This is a genomic window from Streptomyces sp. NPDC048370, from assembly GCF_043200825.1.
Taxonomy (GTDB): Bacteria; Actinomycetota; Actinomycetes; order Streptomycetales; family Streptomycetaceae; genus Streptomyces.
This window is the reverse complement of the sequence record NZ_JBICYI010000002.1, coordinates 1-15,174: the sequence shown is the minus strand read 5'-3', so window position 1 is coordinate 15,174 and position 15,174 is coordinate 1. Positions and strand designations below refer to the sequence as shown.

The window sequence follows — 15,174 nt, the reverse complement described above, 5'->3', positions numbered from 1 at the left end:
GGCCTCAGCTCTCGGCCTCCGCCCCGGCTCCGGTGAGGGCGCGCACGATCGCCTCTGAGAAGGCGTCCACGTCGTCCGGCTTGCGGGACGTGATCAGGGGGTAGCCGCCGGAGGTGTCCACGACGACTTCCTGGTCCCGCCAGGTTCCGCCCGCGTTCGTGAGGTCGGTGCGCAGGGACGGGTACGAGGTCAGCTCGCGGTCCCGGGCCAGTCCGCTCTCCACCAGCAGCCACGGCCCGTGGCAGATGGCGGCCACCGGCTTCCCGGACGCGGCGAACCCGGACACGAGCCGTTGCGCGGCCTCGTCGGTCCGCAAGTGATCGGCGTTCACGGTGCCGCCCGGCACCACCACGGCGTCGAAACCCTCTTCCGTGGTCTCCGCGAAGCTCTGATCCGGGCGGACGGTCTCTCCCGGTCGTCGATCCGAGACGAGGGTCTGAACAGGCTCGCTCTTCTGGGCGGCGACGACGACATGGGCGCCTGCCCTTCGGAGTGCCGCGACGGGCTTCTGCAGCTCGACCTGCTCTGTCCCGTAGTTTGTCGTGAGGACGAGAACGCTCTTTCCGTCGAGGGACACGGTCCGCTCCTCTCCGCGGTGGGCAATGTGACCACCTTGCGTCTCACCGCCCAGCTGAGGCCCAAACGCGGCAGGGTCCCGGCGCGTACTGCTCGCCGTGACTCGCCCGCCCATTCGGCGGACAGTCGATATTCAGGGTCGAACCGTCGGGGAAGGCGTCATTCGTCAGTCGGCGTCAGAGACAGGGCAGGCTCAGCGCTGTGGTCGACGGGCTCGGCCGCATGCCGATCACGAGCGGGTCGGACGCGCATGGTCTCGCCCGGCCTGCACGCGGCGGTCGTCGAGCGCGGGCGTGGTCGTTCGAGGAGTGCCATACCCAGGCATTGCCCCCGACCCCGCCGACAGGGAGAACAGCGCGTTCATCGCCGTGGTGTCAGCCTTCGACGCCGGTGGCGGTGTGGGTGGCGCCGACGGGCTTGGATTCGGGTGAGCCGCGCTGGCGCAGGTAGACGGAGAGAATGGCCATGGCCGCCACGGCCAGCAGTTCGGACTGCCAGTTCTGCAGCGAGCGGTTCCAGAAGTCGGCCGAGGCAAGGTAGGAACCCCAGCTGACGGGCTCCTGCAGCTGCCGCAACCGCAGTTCGTTGAACGCGGACACACCTGAGATGGACTGGGCCAGCCACGAAAGGAAGAAGAAGCCGGCCATGATCAGACCGAGCGACCTGGAATAGACGGCTTGGCGCCAGTCCTTCGTCCCGGCCCACTGGGGCGAGTCCGATTGCGCGTGGTCGCCCATCCGCTGCTCGCGGTCGGTCTCCGTCCCGGCCTTGTGCAGCTGCTTGGACTCCGGAGAACCTCGCTGCAGAAGATAGACGGTGCCGAAGATGTAGAGGAAGAACTGAAGGAACTCCGACTGCCAGTTCTCGGTGACGTCGACGGCGAAATCCGAGGTCATCAGGTAGTCCCCGAACCCGATCTGCTGCAGCCCCTCGACGGCGAGCTGCTCGTTGAACTCTGCCCGCCCCGCGACCGCCTGGGCGGCCAGGACCACCAGGAACGCCGTACCGAAAGCGAGGGTGAGGCTGTTCTCGCGCCAGAAGCCGGCCGTCCGGCCGCGATCGGCGGTCACCGGTGCATCGCCCCGATCGCGATGAAGTAGCCGAGGCATCCCACGATGGTCAGGACACAGACGGCGAACAGAGCTCTCATCCTCAGCCTCCCTTCACCGCGCACCGGTACGGCATGTCGCCCGGCTCCTCGATGCATCCCGCAGCGGTGACCTTCCACCCATCGGCGAACTGCGACAGGAACAACGTCTCGTCACCGAGACTCACCAGGGCCTGTCTGCCGTAGACCTCTACGTTGCCCACGCTCCCTCCTCGCGTCAGGTCCTGCGATCTCAACGCCCGCTCGCACGGCTGCTTCTCGCCCTCCTCCAGTTGCTGACGGCTTTCGGGCGCCAGCAGCCCGCAGGCCTGGGTGTAGTCGCCTGCGGCAAGCGCACTTTCGAATTGCCGGCCGGCCGAGGCGGCACCATCGAGGCGGGCCGCAGGAGCACCACACCCGGACAACACGACCATGGCGGCCCCGGCGCCGAACAGCAGTGGCCCCGACCCGATCCACCGCGAGAACCACATCACTCGGCGCTCGGCACATGGAGGGGGTCGCGGGGCGCGTCACTCTTCGCAGCCTGCAGCTGCTCGCCGAGTTCGACCTCGCGAGCCGCCGGATGGATCCGCTCCTCGACCCAGGCATGCACCGTCAATTCCTCGATCACCATGTCAACGATGCCCCGGCGGTCCTTGTGATCGTCGTCCCCGGTCGTCTCGAACCGCTTGAACAGCTTCTCCACCGTCTTGTGGTCCTGACGCAACAGCACGATCGCATCCAAGGGGATTCCTCCGTCCCGGTACGGACAGGTGCCGAACCATGGAGGCACCGCGATCCACTCATACCCTTCGTCGACCGCCAGGGGACGGGGCCCAAGGCCGAATGGCTGCATTTCCTCGCCTCATCGAGTACCTCATCACAGCGTCGGCGGACCCGAGGCCCCGCTGATCAACGCCCCTGCCAGGACTCCCTGATCAGCACCACGAGCTTCCGGCTGGGCCTGAGGAGAGCGCTGAACGGCTGCAGCAGAGTGACAGCCTGGCTGCCACTTCGGGACTGGACCGAGGCAGCTCTGTGGGCCCAGCGTGCATTTGGTCCTTCTGGCAGAACTGCGGGCGGCGGGTCAGCTGGAGATGGATGACGCGGCGGGGCCGGCGGCGGTTCTCCCAATTCCCGACTCGGTTCGCACCAAGCCGGACTGCACGACCGATCGGCAACAGTCTCTCCACACTGTGCCAACCCGATGCACTCCCCGAGAGCCTGTCGGCTCAGTGGCGCTTCACTCCTCGGTGAAGAGCCGCGCCCTCTCGGTCTTCCAGTCGATCCGGTCCGCCTCGTAGCCGTCCGGGACGACGGCGTACGTCTCCCGCAACCAGCTCCGCAGGTCCGCGCGGTCGACGTCGACGAGGGCGCACGCCCCGTCCCGGCCGAGCCGCATCCGAACGTACTCGTGCCGGCCGCCCGACCTCAGTGGCCACAGTCGGACTTCGCCCTCACCGCTGAGCGCGTACGTTCCGGAACGCAGGAGTTCACGCGAGAGGTCCCACGCGACCAACCGCCCCAGCGGTTCACGGAAGCACGCCCGCACCGCCCAGGGATCGTACGGGTCGTAGCCGAATGTAGCCTCCACGAGCAGATCGATTCCCTCGTGGATCTGACGGACCGTCGTGCACCACAGGCGAACCTGGGGCCTGCCATCCCCGGCCTGCGCCTTCCGTCGTTCTGGCCCGGACATCGTCACCACTTCCCTCGAGCGACCGACCGAGGAGGACGCCGTGACCACGCCCGGGCCCTCCGGGAAATCTGCTCTGAACGGGTTTGACATAACAGAGGGGGAACAGACGAGAAGCATGAGTGCTTCCGAGAAGAGCAACAACGGCAATGCCCACAGCGGTGGCTCGCGTGTCGACTCGAACGGCTCCGGCACCCGAGAGCGAGTCGCCCGTGGATCCGGCGCCGCCGTGAAGGCCGTGTCGGACGCCACCGTCGAGACCACCGCCAGGCTGACCGCACTGCCCGCCCCGATGGCCGAGAAGGCACTGGCCGCCACCCAGGCGATACAGGGGGTCGTGGGCCCCGGAGGCTGGCTCTGGGCCACCCTGCGCGCCCGCAAGGGCATCGCGGGCGGGACGGTGGCGAGTACGGTCGCGCTCGCCACTGGGGCGTATGCCCTGGGGCGCCGCGCCGGCCTGCGCCGCCGTGGCCCGATCTCCCGGCTCACCGGGGGCAGGATCTGAGCAGCGGAACCCCATGGTCGCACGGGTTACGACACGGACAGAGACCTGATGGAGAGCCGGCGCAGTGTCGCGGCCTGCCGACTTGGTCGTCCGGTCCCGTGTGCCTGAGGCGATAGGGGGTAGTCGCAGCACATGATCACTTCCTTGCCGCTCGCGGCCGCCGGTTCGTCGTCGCTCCTCCTGATCGTGGTTGGCGTGGCCGTGGCCGCCCTCCTGGTGGCGGCCATCTGGTACGGCAGCAGGCGTGTGGCGGCCCGCAAAGACCCGGGCGCGCGCCCCGTGGACCAGAACCCCGCGGCGCGCGCCCGCCAGAATTCCTGGGAGACTCCCGACGACCCGGAGCATCGGGCCCCACGGTCCTGATCCCTGTCGGGCGGCCCCGCCGACGCGTCGCAAGGACGACGCAGGAGCCGCCCCTGCCTGCCGCCCGGCAGAGATCCCGTGGGTTGCTCCCCTCGCGTCAGCTCTCAGGCCCGATGACCGGGCGAGAAGCGGGTGACGTCGCTGAGACAGAGGATGTCCGTCGGGTCGGCTACCGGGGCGCGGAAGAATATTCGGCGACCGGGGCGAGCAGGAACCCCACGCTTCCGCGGCCCCTTCTTACCTGTCCGAGGAGAACCCGGTGGTGAGGTGGGCCGACAGCTGCCCCGGCGCGTCTTCCTGGAGGAGGTGGCCCGCCCCCTCGATCCAGTGCATTTCGGCGTGCGGAACGCGCGCGTGCAGCCAGCTGGCGTACTCCGGAGGGAGGATGCGGTCCTCTCGACCCCAGATCAGGCGTACCGGAAGCGACATCCCGCCCAGCAGTTCCTCGTACGCGGCGGTGTCCGCCTGCCTGATCTGGCTGTACTGACGGTAGAACGCGGCCTGCCCCGCAGCCCCCCGCCACGGTGCGAGCAAGGTGTCGAGGACTGCCGGCCGGAAGCCGACGTGCGTCGCGTGCCGCATATGGCTGGCGACCAGTGCTTCGTGAGCGTAGTCCGGGAGCTGCTGGAAGACATCCGCGTGCTCCAGGATGAGCTGGAACAGCCCTCGCTCCCACTCACCGCCGCTCACCGCGTCAAAGAGGGTCAGATCCCGGTAGCTTCTGCCCTCCAGCAGCAGCGTCCGGAGGACCACGGCTCCGCCGATGTCGTGGGCGACGACGCTGGGACAGGACAGCTCCCAGTGGTCGAGGAGCCGGGCGAAGTTCCTCGCATGAGCCGCCAGGCTGAGGTCCTGACCCTCGCGCTGGTCCGACTGGCCGAAGCCGAGGTGGTCGAAGACGAAGACCGTGCGGGTGCGAGCGAGCGCTGGAGCGATGTCCCGCCACAGAAAGGAGGAATACGGGGTGCCATGCACAAGCACGACCGGGTCCCCGCTGCCGAGGACCCGCCAACGCACCGTCCCCTCAGGCGTCTCGAATTCCTCGCCGAGTGTCCAGTTCACCCTTGGTCTCCGCTCTGCGGCACGCACGACCAGCTCTCTCACCAAGAGCATGGCCGATGCCGCCCTTGCAGCAGGTGTCCACTGCCTCCCGAACCCATCGACGTCACCCTTCCGTGGTTCTGGACGCCTCCCGAACTCGTCTGGATCCTCGGATCCGTCGGACACGCGGTCGGAGGCCGACGCCACTACTGGTGACCCGACCGGAGCAGGCCGGCGGTGCCGGGACGCGGGGCGGTCGGTGCGGCCGCCGGATTCGGGTCACCCGTGTTCACAGGAGGGTCCGGGGCCCACGCACAGTCATGGGCCGGCAAGGAACAGGGAGTGAACCCGCCCTCTCGTGGTCACCGGCCCGTGCCCTCGTCGGTGTCCGCCGCCCGCTCCCCGCTCGGGGGCACTTGTGAATCCGCCGTGTCCGTCACGCTCCCGGCGGGATGCGCGCGGAGGTACCCGACCACGGTGTTGCCCACGGCGACAAGCGGGACCGCGACGACGGCCCCGCCGATCCCCGCGACCGTGCCGCCGGTGGCGACGGCGAGGACAACGGCCAGCGGGTGGACCCGTACGGCCCGGCCCAGGATGAACGGCTGCAGTACATGTCCTTCGATCTGCTGCACCACGAGGACGACCATCAACGCCATCAGCGCGGTAAAGACGCCCTCGGTGACGAGCGCGACGACCACGGCCAGTGCTCCGGAGACGACGGCGCCGACGAGGGGCACGAAGGAGGACAGGAAGATCACCACACCGATGGGGACGGCAAGCGGTACACCGAGAAGGTGGATTCCCACGCCGATGAAGACCGCGTCGATCATCGCGACGATCATGGTGCCCCGTACGTAGGCAGTAAGGGTCCGCCAGGCGCGCGGTCCTGCGCCGGCGACCCCAGGCCGAGCCGCGGCGGGGACCAGCTTGAGTGACCACAGCCAGATGTGCTTGCCGTCGTAGAGCAGGAACAGGGTGGCGAACATGGCCAGCAACAGTCCTGTGATCACCTCGACCAGCACTGTCACACCTTGGAGGCCGGCGGACGTGATCTCACTCGCACTGTTGCCGATGCTGTCGCTCAGGCTTTCGGCGATGTCGTTGATCTGTTTCTCCGTGACGTGCAGCGGGCTGTCGATCAACCATTGCTTGAATTCGTCGATGCCCTCCTGAACGCGTTCGGAGAGGTTGCCCAGGTTGTCGAGCACCTGCCAGACAACGAACCATCCGACCAGCCCGAGCAGCACGAAGCCGCAGATCGCCGTCAGAGCAGTCGCCGCACCACGGGAGAGTCCGCTTCGGTGCAGGCGGGCAACGGTCGGCTGGAGCAGCGCCGTGACCAGAAGGGCCACCACGAAGGCGAGCACGACCAGCCGTACCGCCCCGATGACCCGCATCAGCACCCAGAGCGCGGCGGCGAGCACCAGGAAGCGCCAACCGGCCTCCGCCGCCACCCGAACTCCCCAGGGAACCGAAGACGCCGGGCCCCGCGCTCCGGGCCCCTCACCGCGTCGCAACTCCGGAGGAAGCGAGTTGTCCCACTCTCTGTCCTCCTCGACTTCCCGTTGGGCCCGGAGTCGAGCCCGACGCTCGCCGAAGGCGGCGGCACTCTGCTTCACATGTCCGAGCCATCCGTGCGGGCCGGGCTGTCGAGGTCGGTCCACGCGGAAGCCCTCCGAGTCGTCGATGCAGCAGAACTCCTCCCAGGCTGGCGCGTACTCCGCCCACCGGCATTTCGGGCGCCTGATCCCGGGGCAGCCGCCTCTGGTGGCATGACCGCTCATCTACTGTGCGCGGTTTGCGGGCGTTGTTCCCCGCCCGGAGACAGACGGGTTGACCTACCTGGCGACGAGGCCGCTCGTGGGCCGGGGACCGGAGGTCTGTACCGCAGCACCCGCGGCAGTGCACGCCGGTTCGCTAGTCGGTGGGCTCCTGGGGTGCGGGGGTACCCGGTCCGGCGGCCGGAGCCGCCCCCCTGTGCTGTTCCCTGGCGTTGGGTTCTCCATCGTTCTCGTCAGGGCCGTCGGCCCGGGGCCCGTCGGCTTCCGGGGCCGGGATGTCTGGAGCGCCGGGGCCGGCAGCAGGCAGGTCCGGTGTAACAGCATCGGAACTCTCCGGAACGCGGTCCGGAAGCTCCGGCTCGGGGTCGTTCTCCTTGCTGCTCTGCATCGATCGTCTCCTCGCTCGTTGCAGTCCGTTTCAGGCTGCGACTGCCCGGCTCTGCGGTCGTCACTCGTCACCTCGGGAGAGGAATCGTCGAGGAGCTGGCGTCAACATCACACCCACATCAGCGAGGCCGTGGGTCTGTGTTCCCACCGAGCACACCAGGAGTGGTTCGGGCTCTGCTGGGGCCCGACATGCCGCCCCAGCCCCGCCGCCGTCATCCGTGCCCGTGCGGCCGACCATGCCTCCGCTCGGACGCACGGCTCCAGCTCGTCGTGTCCTGCCCCGTCGCGGCGCCCTTCCCGCTGGGCCCTCCTACTCACTGCACCCGTACGGAACCTGCGCGCGTCCGGCTGCTCTCCGGCTTCGAAGACTTGGAGCACTGGCTGTCCTGTGGCGACCTCGCCAACGCGAGCGCCGTCATGACCGCCACCCTCACCCAGCTCCTGGACCAGCTCCCCGAGACCGGCGACCACGTCGCCATCGAGGAGGTCCTCGCCGACCAGGCGAGCGAGCTCGTCGAGCGTACGCGGGACTTCGCGGCCGGCCTCATCCGGCGCGAGCCCCTCGCCGCCGATGCGAAGCGGATCGCCTCGCTCGCCGCGCGGATGGTCCAGACCGCCGGGGAAGTCGACGAGCGCCGCAGCCACTGACCCCGTGAGAGCACTCCGTGCAGACCCGGCTCCGAACCCACCGGTCGGAGCCGGGTCGGTCGCGGTGGCCGCTCACGGCCAAGCCCGGCACCCCGGAAGGAGGCGCATCGCCCATGACCCCGCTGCCCAACTTCGAAGTCGACGTCCCGATACGGAACACCAGTTGCCCCGGCGAGCGGGGCTGGCACGTCTTCACCGGCCAGGCCGACTCCACGGCCACGGCCGTGCGGATTGCCCGCGAGATCGGGTGGCTCGCCGAGAGCGTCTCCCTGACTGGTCTACTGCCCATCGCTCGCAACGGCGGCAGCGACACCCTCTTCCTGGACCTGAACCCGGCCACTCATGGCCAGCTCCATGGATTCATCCACGCCATTCCCCACCCCGGATATCTGGGCAGCCATGTCTTCACGAAGGTGGCTGACGACTTCGACGCCTACCTCGACAGCCTGTTCATCGACCCCGACACGGCGGAGGACGCCTGGGCGGATGTCGCCGACAGCGATACCTCGGATCCCTGGCGGAGGACCGTCGAGGAGTGGCTGGACAAGGAACTGCCCGGCTGGCGTGCTGAAGCCTGGGCCACGACCTGATCTTCAGGCGCTCGCCTCAACCGTCTTCGGGTCCTCGGAGGCTTCGCAGGGTCGCGTAGCCCAGGTAATCCGTTCCGGCTCGTTCGGCGTAGCGCATCGCCGTCTGAGGGTTCACGCCAAGGGCGTCTGCCAGGACGGCCGGCGGAGCGTGGCGGACCATCTGGAACCAGGCTCTGGAGCGCGTGGCCATGGCCGCGGTCGTCGGACTGCGCGATCGCGGCGTCGTGGTGTCCGGCGACGACCAGGCCGCGGCCCGCAAGGCCATCGAGGGCCTGACCGTGAAGCTGCTGCAGGACGGCGAACGGCGCGGCCGCGGGAAGGCGGTCGGCGCCGACGTCGAGGGGCTGCGCGCCGTCGTCCGCTCCTGCCCCGACACCCTGGCCGGTCTGCGCGACAAGGCCCTGGTGCTCACCGGCTTCCACTACGCCGCCCGCGCCCAGGACCCGGCCGGACTGCTCGTCGGCGACGTCACCGTGCAGCCGCGCGGCCTGGTCATCGCCGTCCTCACGGCAAGACCAGCACTCGGTGCGCACCGCGAAGATCCGGTATGCAGAGGACCCTGACCTCTGTCCGGTCCTCGCGTACACCGCGTACCGGGACCGCCTGGTCGACGAGCACGGCGAGCGCTGGACCGAACCGTCCACGCCGGCCTTCGTCGGCATCGACCGCTGGGGCCACGTCACCGGCAGCATGACACCCGACAGCATCACCCGCGCCGTCACCCGGATCTCCAAGCGCGCCGACGTCCCGATCGCCTGGACCGGCCACGCGGCCACGGTTCTGGAGCTCCCTCCTGTGTCGGTCAACAGGCCTCTGCGGCCAGGTCGTCCGCCTGATGGCGGGGCAGCCGCCAGATCTGATCCTCACCGGTCTCGGCCGGGGCGAGGCGCTCGGCGGGGCGACGCAGGTGTTCGGTGAAGCCGAGGCGGGCTGGGACGGCGCCGCTGGCGCGGTTGGCCGTGTCATGGACGACCTCGACGTAGTCGACGCCGGGGAGGCGGAAGGCTTGCGCGACCAGAGCGCGGGTGGCCCGGGTGGCCAGTCCGCGACCGGTGGCGGCGGGGTGCAGCCAGTAGCCGATCTCGCGGCCGCTGTCCGGGGTTTCGTCGCGCCGGAGGAGCCAGCAGACGCCGACGATCGCGCCGTTCAGCACGATCACGTAGGTGAACTCCTCACCACTCGCCCAGCGCTCCGCGCGGCGGGCCAGGAAGCCGGCGGTCTTGGCCGGGCTGTGTTCAGCGACCCAGGCCATCCACGGGCGCAGGTGCTCCAACGACTCTTCAATGACCCGGAGGAGTTCCGGAAGGTCTGTCTCGCCGTTGAAGCGGCGCAGCGTCAGGTCGTCCAGTTCGATCGCCTGCTGTGGGAGGTCCATGCGATGAGGATCGTATGCGGCCGCTTCCGTCGGCAACGGGATTGCGGACTCCGCGGCCCCGCCAGTCGTGCCCGTCTCAAGAGTCGACTGAGTACAGGATGGCCTCGGTTCTTCGACGTACGGTTCTCTGGGCACGTAGCCGTGTACCGAGCTGGTACTTTCACGCGAACGCCGACACCTGGCCTCTTCCAGACGGATCCCCAGGTGGACGCCGTCGGCCCAGACATGAACTTAGTCGGTGCCGGACAGGTCGTGCTCCTGGAACGCGGCATGGTCGGCCTGCCACTGCTGGGTGAGCCGGGTGATGGTGGCGCCGGTGAGAGTCCCGCGGAGCTGCCGAGGAATTGATCCAGGGCCGGCGCGAAGTCGCCGGTGAACAGGCCGTGCAGGTAGAGCAGCGGCAACACCTCGGCGATCTTCGGGGACCTGCGGCACCACGGCGACAGGATTGGCGAGGAGAACCGCCGACTACGCGTGAGGTGCTGTCGGCCCTTCAGCGGGCTTCACCGCGTGGAGCACCCGCATGCCCCGGGGGCCCGCGGCGGCGTGCCGGACCTCAAGGCCGGCGCGCAGGGCTTCGTCGGTCAGCCAGCCCGAGGCCAGCCGCAGTTTGGGGTAGCTGCCGACCTGGAGGTGCCATTCCCCCTCCGTGCGGGTGTGGAGCAGGTCGTGGACCATGACGGTGTCGTCGTCTACGTATTCCAGGAAGCAGGTGAGCAGCCGGTCCTCGGTGGAGCGTACGGGGAGGAACCTGCCTTCACCGCGGAGCTCCCCGGTGAGGTCGCGGTAGGTCACGACGACGTGTCCGCCGGGGCGTAAGGCGTGCGTGATGCCTTCCAGCAGGGCGCGGACGTCCGCGCGGCCGGGCAGGTGGGTCAGGGTGTCGCCCATGCACACGATCGCGGCCGCTGTGGCGGGTCCAGCCACGCGGGGGAGGGCATCGAGGAGGTCAGCGTGCATGGTGCGTACGGCGTCCGCTACGCCCGCGGTCTTGGCGTGCCCGGCCAGTTCATCGAGCAGGGCCCGGCTGGTGTCCACGGCGGTGACGGAGGAGAAGCCGAGGTGCGCCAGGGCCAGGGTCTGCGGGCCCGGTCCGGACCCGAGGTCGATGGCCGCGTCCCCGTCGGCCTCGGGCTGTACTCCCAGTCCTCGGAGGAGTTCGGCTTGGCCCCGGGCGTTCGCGTGGATGTCGCTGCCGAGCATCCAGGTGTAGTGCGCGGCGAGCAGCCGGTCGTAGTGCTGAGGCGGTGTGGTCACGGGTGTCGTGTCCTTTGGTCGGTGGGTCGGTGGTGTGCGGCGAGTGCTGCGACTCGGTGAGGGGCTCTACAGGGAGTCCAGGTCCACGGCATCCGCCATCGCCCGGTACCCGGCGTCGTTGGGGTGGAGACCGTCCCCGCTGGCGTACGCAGGGAGAAGCTGCTCGGGGTTCAGGGGGTCGGCGAGGATGCGGTCGAAGTCGACGACGGCGTCGTACGCGCCGCTGGTGCGGATCCACTGGTTGAGCGCGGCGCGGGTCTCGGCGGGAGTCCCGCTCTCCAGGCCCTTGCCGGGCGGGAGCGTCGCGCCGATGACTGTGATCCCCCGGGCGCGCGCCGCGCGGATCAGTGCGCGGTGGCCCTCGATCAACTCGGCTGCGGTCACGCGCCGGTTCGGGGTGGTGCAGGGGTTCGCGGCGGTCTCGCCCATGAGGATGTCGTTGGTGCCTTCCAGCACGATGACGGTGCCCACTCGGATCTGGTCGAGGACATCGTGCCGGAACCGGGTGGTGGCCTTCTCGCCGAAGCACGCGGAGTCGCTCAGCACGCGGTTGCCGCCGATGCCCGCGTTGAGGACCGGGCGCTGGCGTCCCTCGGCCGACAGCCGCCGGGAGAGCTGGTCGGGATAGCGTTTGTCGGCTCCGGGGGTCGAGGCTGCCCCGTCGGTGAGGGAGTCGCCGAAGGCGACGACCGCGTCCCGCCGCCCTCCTGCCGGTTTCCCGGCCACGTCCACGCCTTCGAGGAAGTACCAGGACGAGCTCTCCTGCGTGAACGCGTCCGCGCTCACATCCGCGCGGTGGTCGCCATCGGCCCGGTACGCGGTCTCCATCGCCACGTTGTGGAAGGTGGCCGGACCCGAGGGAGCCTTGAAGAAGAGGGTGATGGCGAGCCGGTCACCTGCCTTCACCGGGAGCCTGACCGGATCGCTGGCCGGCCGGTCCCCGGGCCGGATGGAAGGGGAGACGGATCCGCCGAAGGTCAGCGCACGGACGCTTCCGGGACGGACGGCGGCGCCCCCGGCGGATATGCCGACGGTGGCGCCGGTCAGGTGGAGCGGGGTCGTGCCGAAGGCGTGGGACAGGCGTACGCGCAGGTGGGAGCCGTCCGCGCCGACACGTACGGTCTGCCGTACGGTCTGGTCGTCGAAGCCCGCCTCCGCCCAGGTCGCGTACCAGCTCTGGGAGGGGCGTTGTACGGCCGTGGCCCAGCCGGCGGTCCAGCGGTGCGGTCCAGAGGGGGCGGTGGCCGTGTGCGCGGGGGCTGTTGCGGCGATCAGGAGGGTCGCCAGGGCGGCGGCAGTCAGGGGCAGTCGGGGAAAGGCGCGCATCGTGGGCTCTTTCGGATGTGGATGACCGGCTAGGACGGCATGTGGCACAGCGGCGGGCTCGGTTTGAGCGGCGTCGCCCGGGGGGTCAGGCAGTGAGTCCCATGGCGAGGGTGGCCGCGACGGGAGCCAGGTAGAGCAGGGGGAACACGACGGTCTTGTACGAGCGGGCCCGCAGCACGGTGACGACCGCGCCGAGGAAGTAGAGCACCAGGCCGGCTGCGGCAAGCAGCCCGATCACCCTTACCGCCAGCCCGATCAGCAGGCCGGCCGCTCCGGCGATCTTCGCCATCCCGAGCGGGGTCCACCAGGATCGGGGCACCCCGTACTGGACGAGGGGTTCCACGACGAACTGGGCTCTGCGCAGCAGGGAAAGGCCGGAGAAGCCGACCCAGGCGGCGGTCAGGACGGTGACGACGACGGTAGCGGACATGCGGGTACTCCAAAGGTGTTCGGTGAGTGTGAGGGTTGCGAGGGGTGAGCGAGGCGTCAGGCCGAGACCGGCGTGTTCCACCGGTCGAGGGCCGCGTAGGCGGGCTGCCAGTACTGCTCGAAGGCGCGTCGTGCGGGCGTGGGCAGGGGTGTGACCAGCGCCGCGGTCGTCCACGGGTCGGCTCCGTCGAGGAGCCAGGGCAGGAGCTCGGCCGCGTCCGCTGCGATCCACTCGGCGTGCACCCGGTCGAAGCGGGCCCATTGGCCGGGTGTGAGGACCTCCTGGGCCAGGGGGAGGGCAGCAGTCTCTTCGTGGTGGAGGTGTCCACCCAGGCCTGTCACGAGGGAGTCGACGAGTTCGCCGGGCCCGAGCAGCTCCGCGCCCTTGCCGCAGCCGTTCCGGGCAGCGGCTGTCTCATCGTCGACAGCGCGGACAAGCGTGTCGAGGGCGGCGTGCTCGGCTTCCATCGCCTCAAGCAGGGCGAGGTCGCCGGACCGGCCCGCGAGAGCATCGCGCAGGACCGGCCACAACGCCTCGTCCTCGGCCGAGTGGTGGGCGTGCAGCCCCTTCTTCAGCAGGGCCCAGCCCTGTGACCGGATAGGGGCGTGGCAAGGATCGGGGCCGGGCCGACTGGAGGCTCGTGCGAGATGCTGCAGTTCGCGCCGGAGCGCGTCGTGCATCGCGGATATCGCCGTCAGGTCGAGAACAGCCGTGTCGTTCATCGCTTCTTTCCCTCCTGGAGCGTCCCGCCAGGGCGTCTTCCGGCGGTTTCCAGGCTCGCGTAGACCGGTCGTACCGATCAAGATCGGATCGCTTATAGTCCCGATCACCTCCGGGTTATGTCGCACGGACCAGGAGAGACGAACGGGGGGCGTGAGACACGGTGGAAATACGCGACATCGAGATCTTCCTGACCTTGACCGAGGAACTGCACTTCGGGCGCACCGCGGTCCGGCTGCACGTGTCCCAGGCCCGGGTCAGTCAGGCCATCAAGGAGCAGGAACGCCGAATCGGCGGCTCCCTGTTTGATCGCTCCACCCGCCGCAGGATCCGTCTGACCCCACTGGGGGAGCAACTGCGGGATGATCTGAGGCCGGTCTACGCCGGTCTGCTTCACAGTCTGCAGAGAGCCCGGATGGCCGCCCGGGGCGTGACCGCCGTGCTCCGCGTCGGCATGGTGAACACCAACGGCCACGACCTGAAGCCGTTCTGGTCGGCCTTCCGTTCCCGCCACCCCCACTGTGAACTGCGGCTGCGCCACAGCCCGTCCCAAGACCCCTTCGGACCACTACGCCGAGGGGATGTGGATGTGCTGATCGCCTGGCTGCCGGTCGACGAGGCCGACTTCACCACCGGCCCCGTGGTGTTTTCCGAACCGCAGGTGCTCGGCGTCGGTGTCCACCACCCTTTGGCCGGAAGGGAGTCGGCGTCTCTGGAGCACCTCGCCGACTTCGGGGTGCTGTCACCGGCGACGGTCGTGCCCGCTTCGTGGGAGAACGCCTTCCAGCCCTTCTTCACCCCGGCGGGCCGTGCGGTCCCACGCCTGGAGGTCGTGGCGAACTGGGAGGAGAACATCGCCATCGTGGCCGACGGCGGGATGGTCACCCTCACCGGGGCACACGCCACGCGCTACAACGCCCGCCCCGACATCGTCTACCTGCCTTTCGATGAGGAACGGTCCCTGCGGTGGGGCCTGGTGTGGCGCACCGAGACGGAGAACGACCTCCTCCGGGGCCTCGCCCAGACGGTGCGCGATGTGGGTACGGCGCGTCTGTGAGGGGCCTTCGTCCCCCGGGAAGTGCGTCCTGCGGCCGCTCTTGGTGCCGAGGCTGGCCTGCCACGTCACCGCTGGGCAGCGAGGTGACGCTCCACTGTTCACCGAGGTGACGAACGGCATCCGCGTGCCTCGGGCCCGGCGGGGGTCACCCGCGAAACGGCTGGTATTACTGGGGCATGCAGGAAGAGACCGCACGCTCCGCGATCGACACGTTCATCTCCGCGTTCAACGCCTCGGACGACAGCTATGTGACTGCCCTGCTCTCCCAGGCCCTGACCTCAGACGTGGTCTTCTGGGGACCGTTGGGTCGCAGCGAAGGAATCGCGGCGGTC

The 15,174-nt window shown here is 69.4% G+C and carries 18 protein-coding genes and 2 pseudogenes; 7 read left to right on the top strand and 13 right to left on the bottom strand.

The features are described from left to right. Positions 1-4 precede the first annotated feature (4 nt). The 5 genes from ACGFYP_RS03885 to ACGFYP_RS03865 form a co-directional block, all read right to left on the bottom strand. Positions 5-577 carry a type 1 glutamine amidotransferase domain-containing protein gene (locus ACGFYP_RS03885; RefSeq protein ID WP_393486092.1) on the bottom strand — a complete coding sequence of 191 codons (573 nt, stop codon included), beginning with the start codon at positions 575-577 and terminating at the stop codon, positions 5-7. A 373-nt stretch (positions 578-950) separates the two neighbouring features. Next, positions 951-1,646 carry a DUF6766 family protein gene (locus ACGFYP_RS03880; RefSeq protein ID WP_393486090.1) on the bottom strand — a complete coding sequence of 232 codons (696 nt, stop codon included), beginning with the start codon at positions 1,644-1,646 and terminating at the stop codon, positions 951-953. A gap of 82 nt (positions 1,647-1,728) precedes the next feature. Further along, positions 1,729-2,097 (bottom strand): hypothetical protein, encoded by a 369-nt coding sequence (locus ACGFYP_RS03875; protein ID WP_393486088.1) that lies wholly within the window; start codon positions 2,095-2,097, stop codon positions 1,729-1,731. Between the two features lie 56 nt (positions 2,098-2,153). Continuing rightward, the gene (locus tag ACGFYP_RS03870) at positions 2,154-2,408 is read right to left on the bottom strand and encodes a hypothetical protein (protein WP_393486086.1); all 255 of its coding nucleotides are present in this window, start codon (positions 2,406-2,408) and stop codon (positions 2,154-2,156) included. A gap of 498 nt (positions 2,409-2,906) precedes the next feature. Continuing rightward, positions 2,907-3,257, bottom strand: coding sequence for an SsgA family sporulation/cell division regulator (locus ACGFYP_RS03865; RefSeq protein ID WP_393486084.1), 351 nt, complete (start codon positions 3,255-3,257; stop codon positions 2,907-2,909). A gap of 220 nt (positions 3,258-3,477) precedes the next feature. Here ACGFYP_RS03865 and ACGFYP_RS03860 point away from each other — a divergent pair, with 220 nt between their 5' ends. Both ACGFYP_RS03860 and ACGFYP_RS03855 read left to right on the top strand, forming a co-directional pair. After that, positions 3,478-3,864 carry a hypothetical protein gene (locus tag ACGFYP_RS03860; protein ID WP_393486082.1) on the top strand — a complete coding sequence of 129 codons (387 nt, stop codon included), beginning with the start codon at positions 3,478-3,480 and terminating at the stop codon, positions 3,862-3,864. A 132-nt stretch (positions 3,865-3,996) separates the two neighbouring features. Next, a complete protein-coding gene (locus ACGFYP_RS03855) occupies positions 3,997-4,227 on the top strand; it encodes a DUF6479 family protein (RefSeq protein WP_393486080.1) in 231 nt (76 codons plus the stop codon). 237 nt (positions 4,228-4,464) lie between these two features. Here the strand turns inward: ACGFYP_RS03855 and ACGFYP_RS03850 are convergent, their stop codons facing one another. Continuing rightward, positions 4,465-5,289, bottom strand: a complete 825-nt coding sequence (locus tag ACGFYP_RS03850; RefSeq protein ID WP_393486078.1) for an alpha/beta fold hydrolase — start codon at positions 5,287-5,289, stop codon at positions 4,465-4,467. 341 nt (positions 5,290-5,630) lie between these two features. Then, positions 5,631-6,935 carry an AI-2E family transporter gene (locus tag ACGFYP_RS03845; RefSeq protein WP_393486076.1) on the bottom strand — a complete coding sequence of 435 codons (1,305 nt, stop codon included), beginning with the start codon at positions 6,933-6,935 and terminating at the stop codon, positions 5,631-5,633. A gap of 774 nt (positions 6,936-7,709) precedes the next feature. On the opposite strand from ACGFYP_RS03845, the gene ACGFYP_RS03840 reads away from it, so the two are divergent. From ACGFYP_RS03840 to ACGFYP_RS03830, 3 genes are all read left to right on the top strand, one after another. Beyond that, the gene (locus ACGFYP_RS03840) at positions 7,710-8,087 is read left to right on the top strand and encodes a hypothetical protein (RefSeq protein ID WP_393486074.1); all 378 of its coding nucleotides are present in this window, start codon (positions 7,710-7,712) and stop codon (positions 8,085-8,087) included. 113 nt (positions 8,088-8,200) lie between these two features. Beyond that, positions 8,201-8,677, top strand: a complete 477-nt coding sequence (locus ACGFYP_RS03835) for a hypothetical protein (protein WP_393486072.1) — start codon at positions 8,201-8,203, stop codon at positions 8,675-8,677. A 188-nt stretch (positions 8,678-8,865) separates the two neighbouring features. Further along, the gene (locus ACGFYP_RS03830; RefSeq protein WP_393486070.1) at positions 8,866-9,240 is read left to right on the top strand and encodes a hypothetical protein; all 375 of its coding nucleotides are present in this window, start codon (positions 8,866-8,868) and stop codon (positions 9,238-9,240) included. A gap of 239 nt (positions 9,241-9,479) precedes the next feature. On the opposite strand, the gene ACGFYP_RS03825 is transcribed toward ACGFYP_RS03830, so the two are convergent. From ACGFYP_RS03825 to ACGFYP_RS03800, 6 genes and pseudogenes are all read right to left on the bottom strand, one after another. Then, positions 9,480-10,052: a GNAT family N-acetyltransferase gene (locus ACGFYP_RS03825; RefSeq protein WP_393486068.1), complete on the bottom strand. Its 573-nt coding sequence runs from the start codon at positions 10,050-10,052 to the stop codon at positions 9,480-9,482. Positions 10,053-10,286: 234 nt separating this feature from the next. Next, positions 10,287-10,519, bottom strand: a pseudogene (locus ACGFYP_RS03820) (IS256 family transposase); the annotation flags it as partial. A 1-nt stretch (position 10,520) separates the two neighbouring features. Next, complete coding sequence (locus ACGFYP_RS03815; RefSeq protein WP_393486066.1) at positions 10,521-11,309, bottom strand: SAM-dependent methyltransferase; 789 nt, start codon at positions 11,307-11,309, stop codon at positions 10,521-10,523. Positions 11,310-11,375: 66 nt separating this feature from the next. Beyond that, on the bottom strand, positions 11,376-12,635 hold the full coding sequence (locus ACGFYP_RS03810) for an SGNH/GDSL hydrolase family protein (protein ID WP_393486064.1): 1,260 nt from the start codon (positions 12,633-12,635) through the stop codon (positions 11,376-11,378). A gap of 85 nt (positions 12,636-12,720) precedes the next feature. Further along, positions 12,721-13,065: a DoxX family protein gene (locus tag ACGFYP_RS03805; protein WP_393486062.1), complete on the bottom strand. Its 345-nt coding sequence runs from the start codon at positions 13,063-13,065 to the stop codon at positions 12,721-12,723. Positions 13,066-13,121: 56 nt separating this feature from the next. After that, positions 13,122-13,787: a hemerythrin domain-containing protein gene (locus ACGFYP_RS03800; protein WP_393486060.1), complete on the bottom strand. Its 666-nt coding sequence runs from the start codon at positions 13,785-13,787 to the stop codon at positions 13,122-13,124. A 161-nt stretch (positions 13,788-13,948) separates the two neighbouring features. On the opposite strand from ACGFYP_RS03800, the gene ACGFYP_RS03795 reads away from it, so the two are divergent. Together ACGFYP_RS03795 and ACGFYP_RS03790 are read left to right on the top strand one after the other, a co-directional pair. Continuing rightward, positions 13,949-14,842, top strand: a complete 894-nt coding sequence (locus ACGFYP_RS03795; RefSeq protein ID WP_393486058.1) for a LysR family transcriptional regulator — start codon at positions 13,949-13,951, stop codon at positions 14,840-14,842. 176 nt (positions 14,843-15,018) lie between these two features. Further along, positions 15,019-15,174 (top strand): annotated as a pseudogene (locus ACGFYP_RS03790) (nuclear transport factor 2 family protein); the annotation flags it as partial.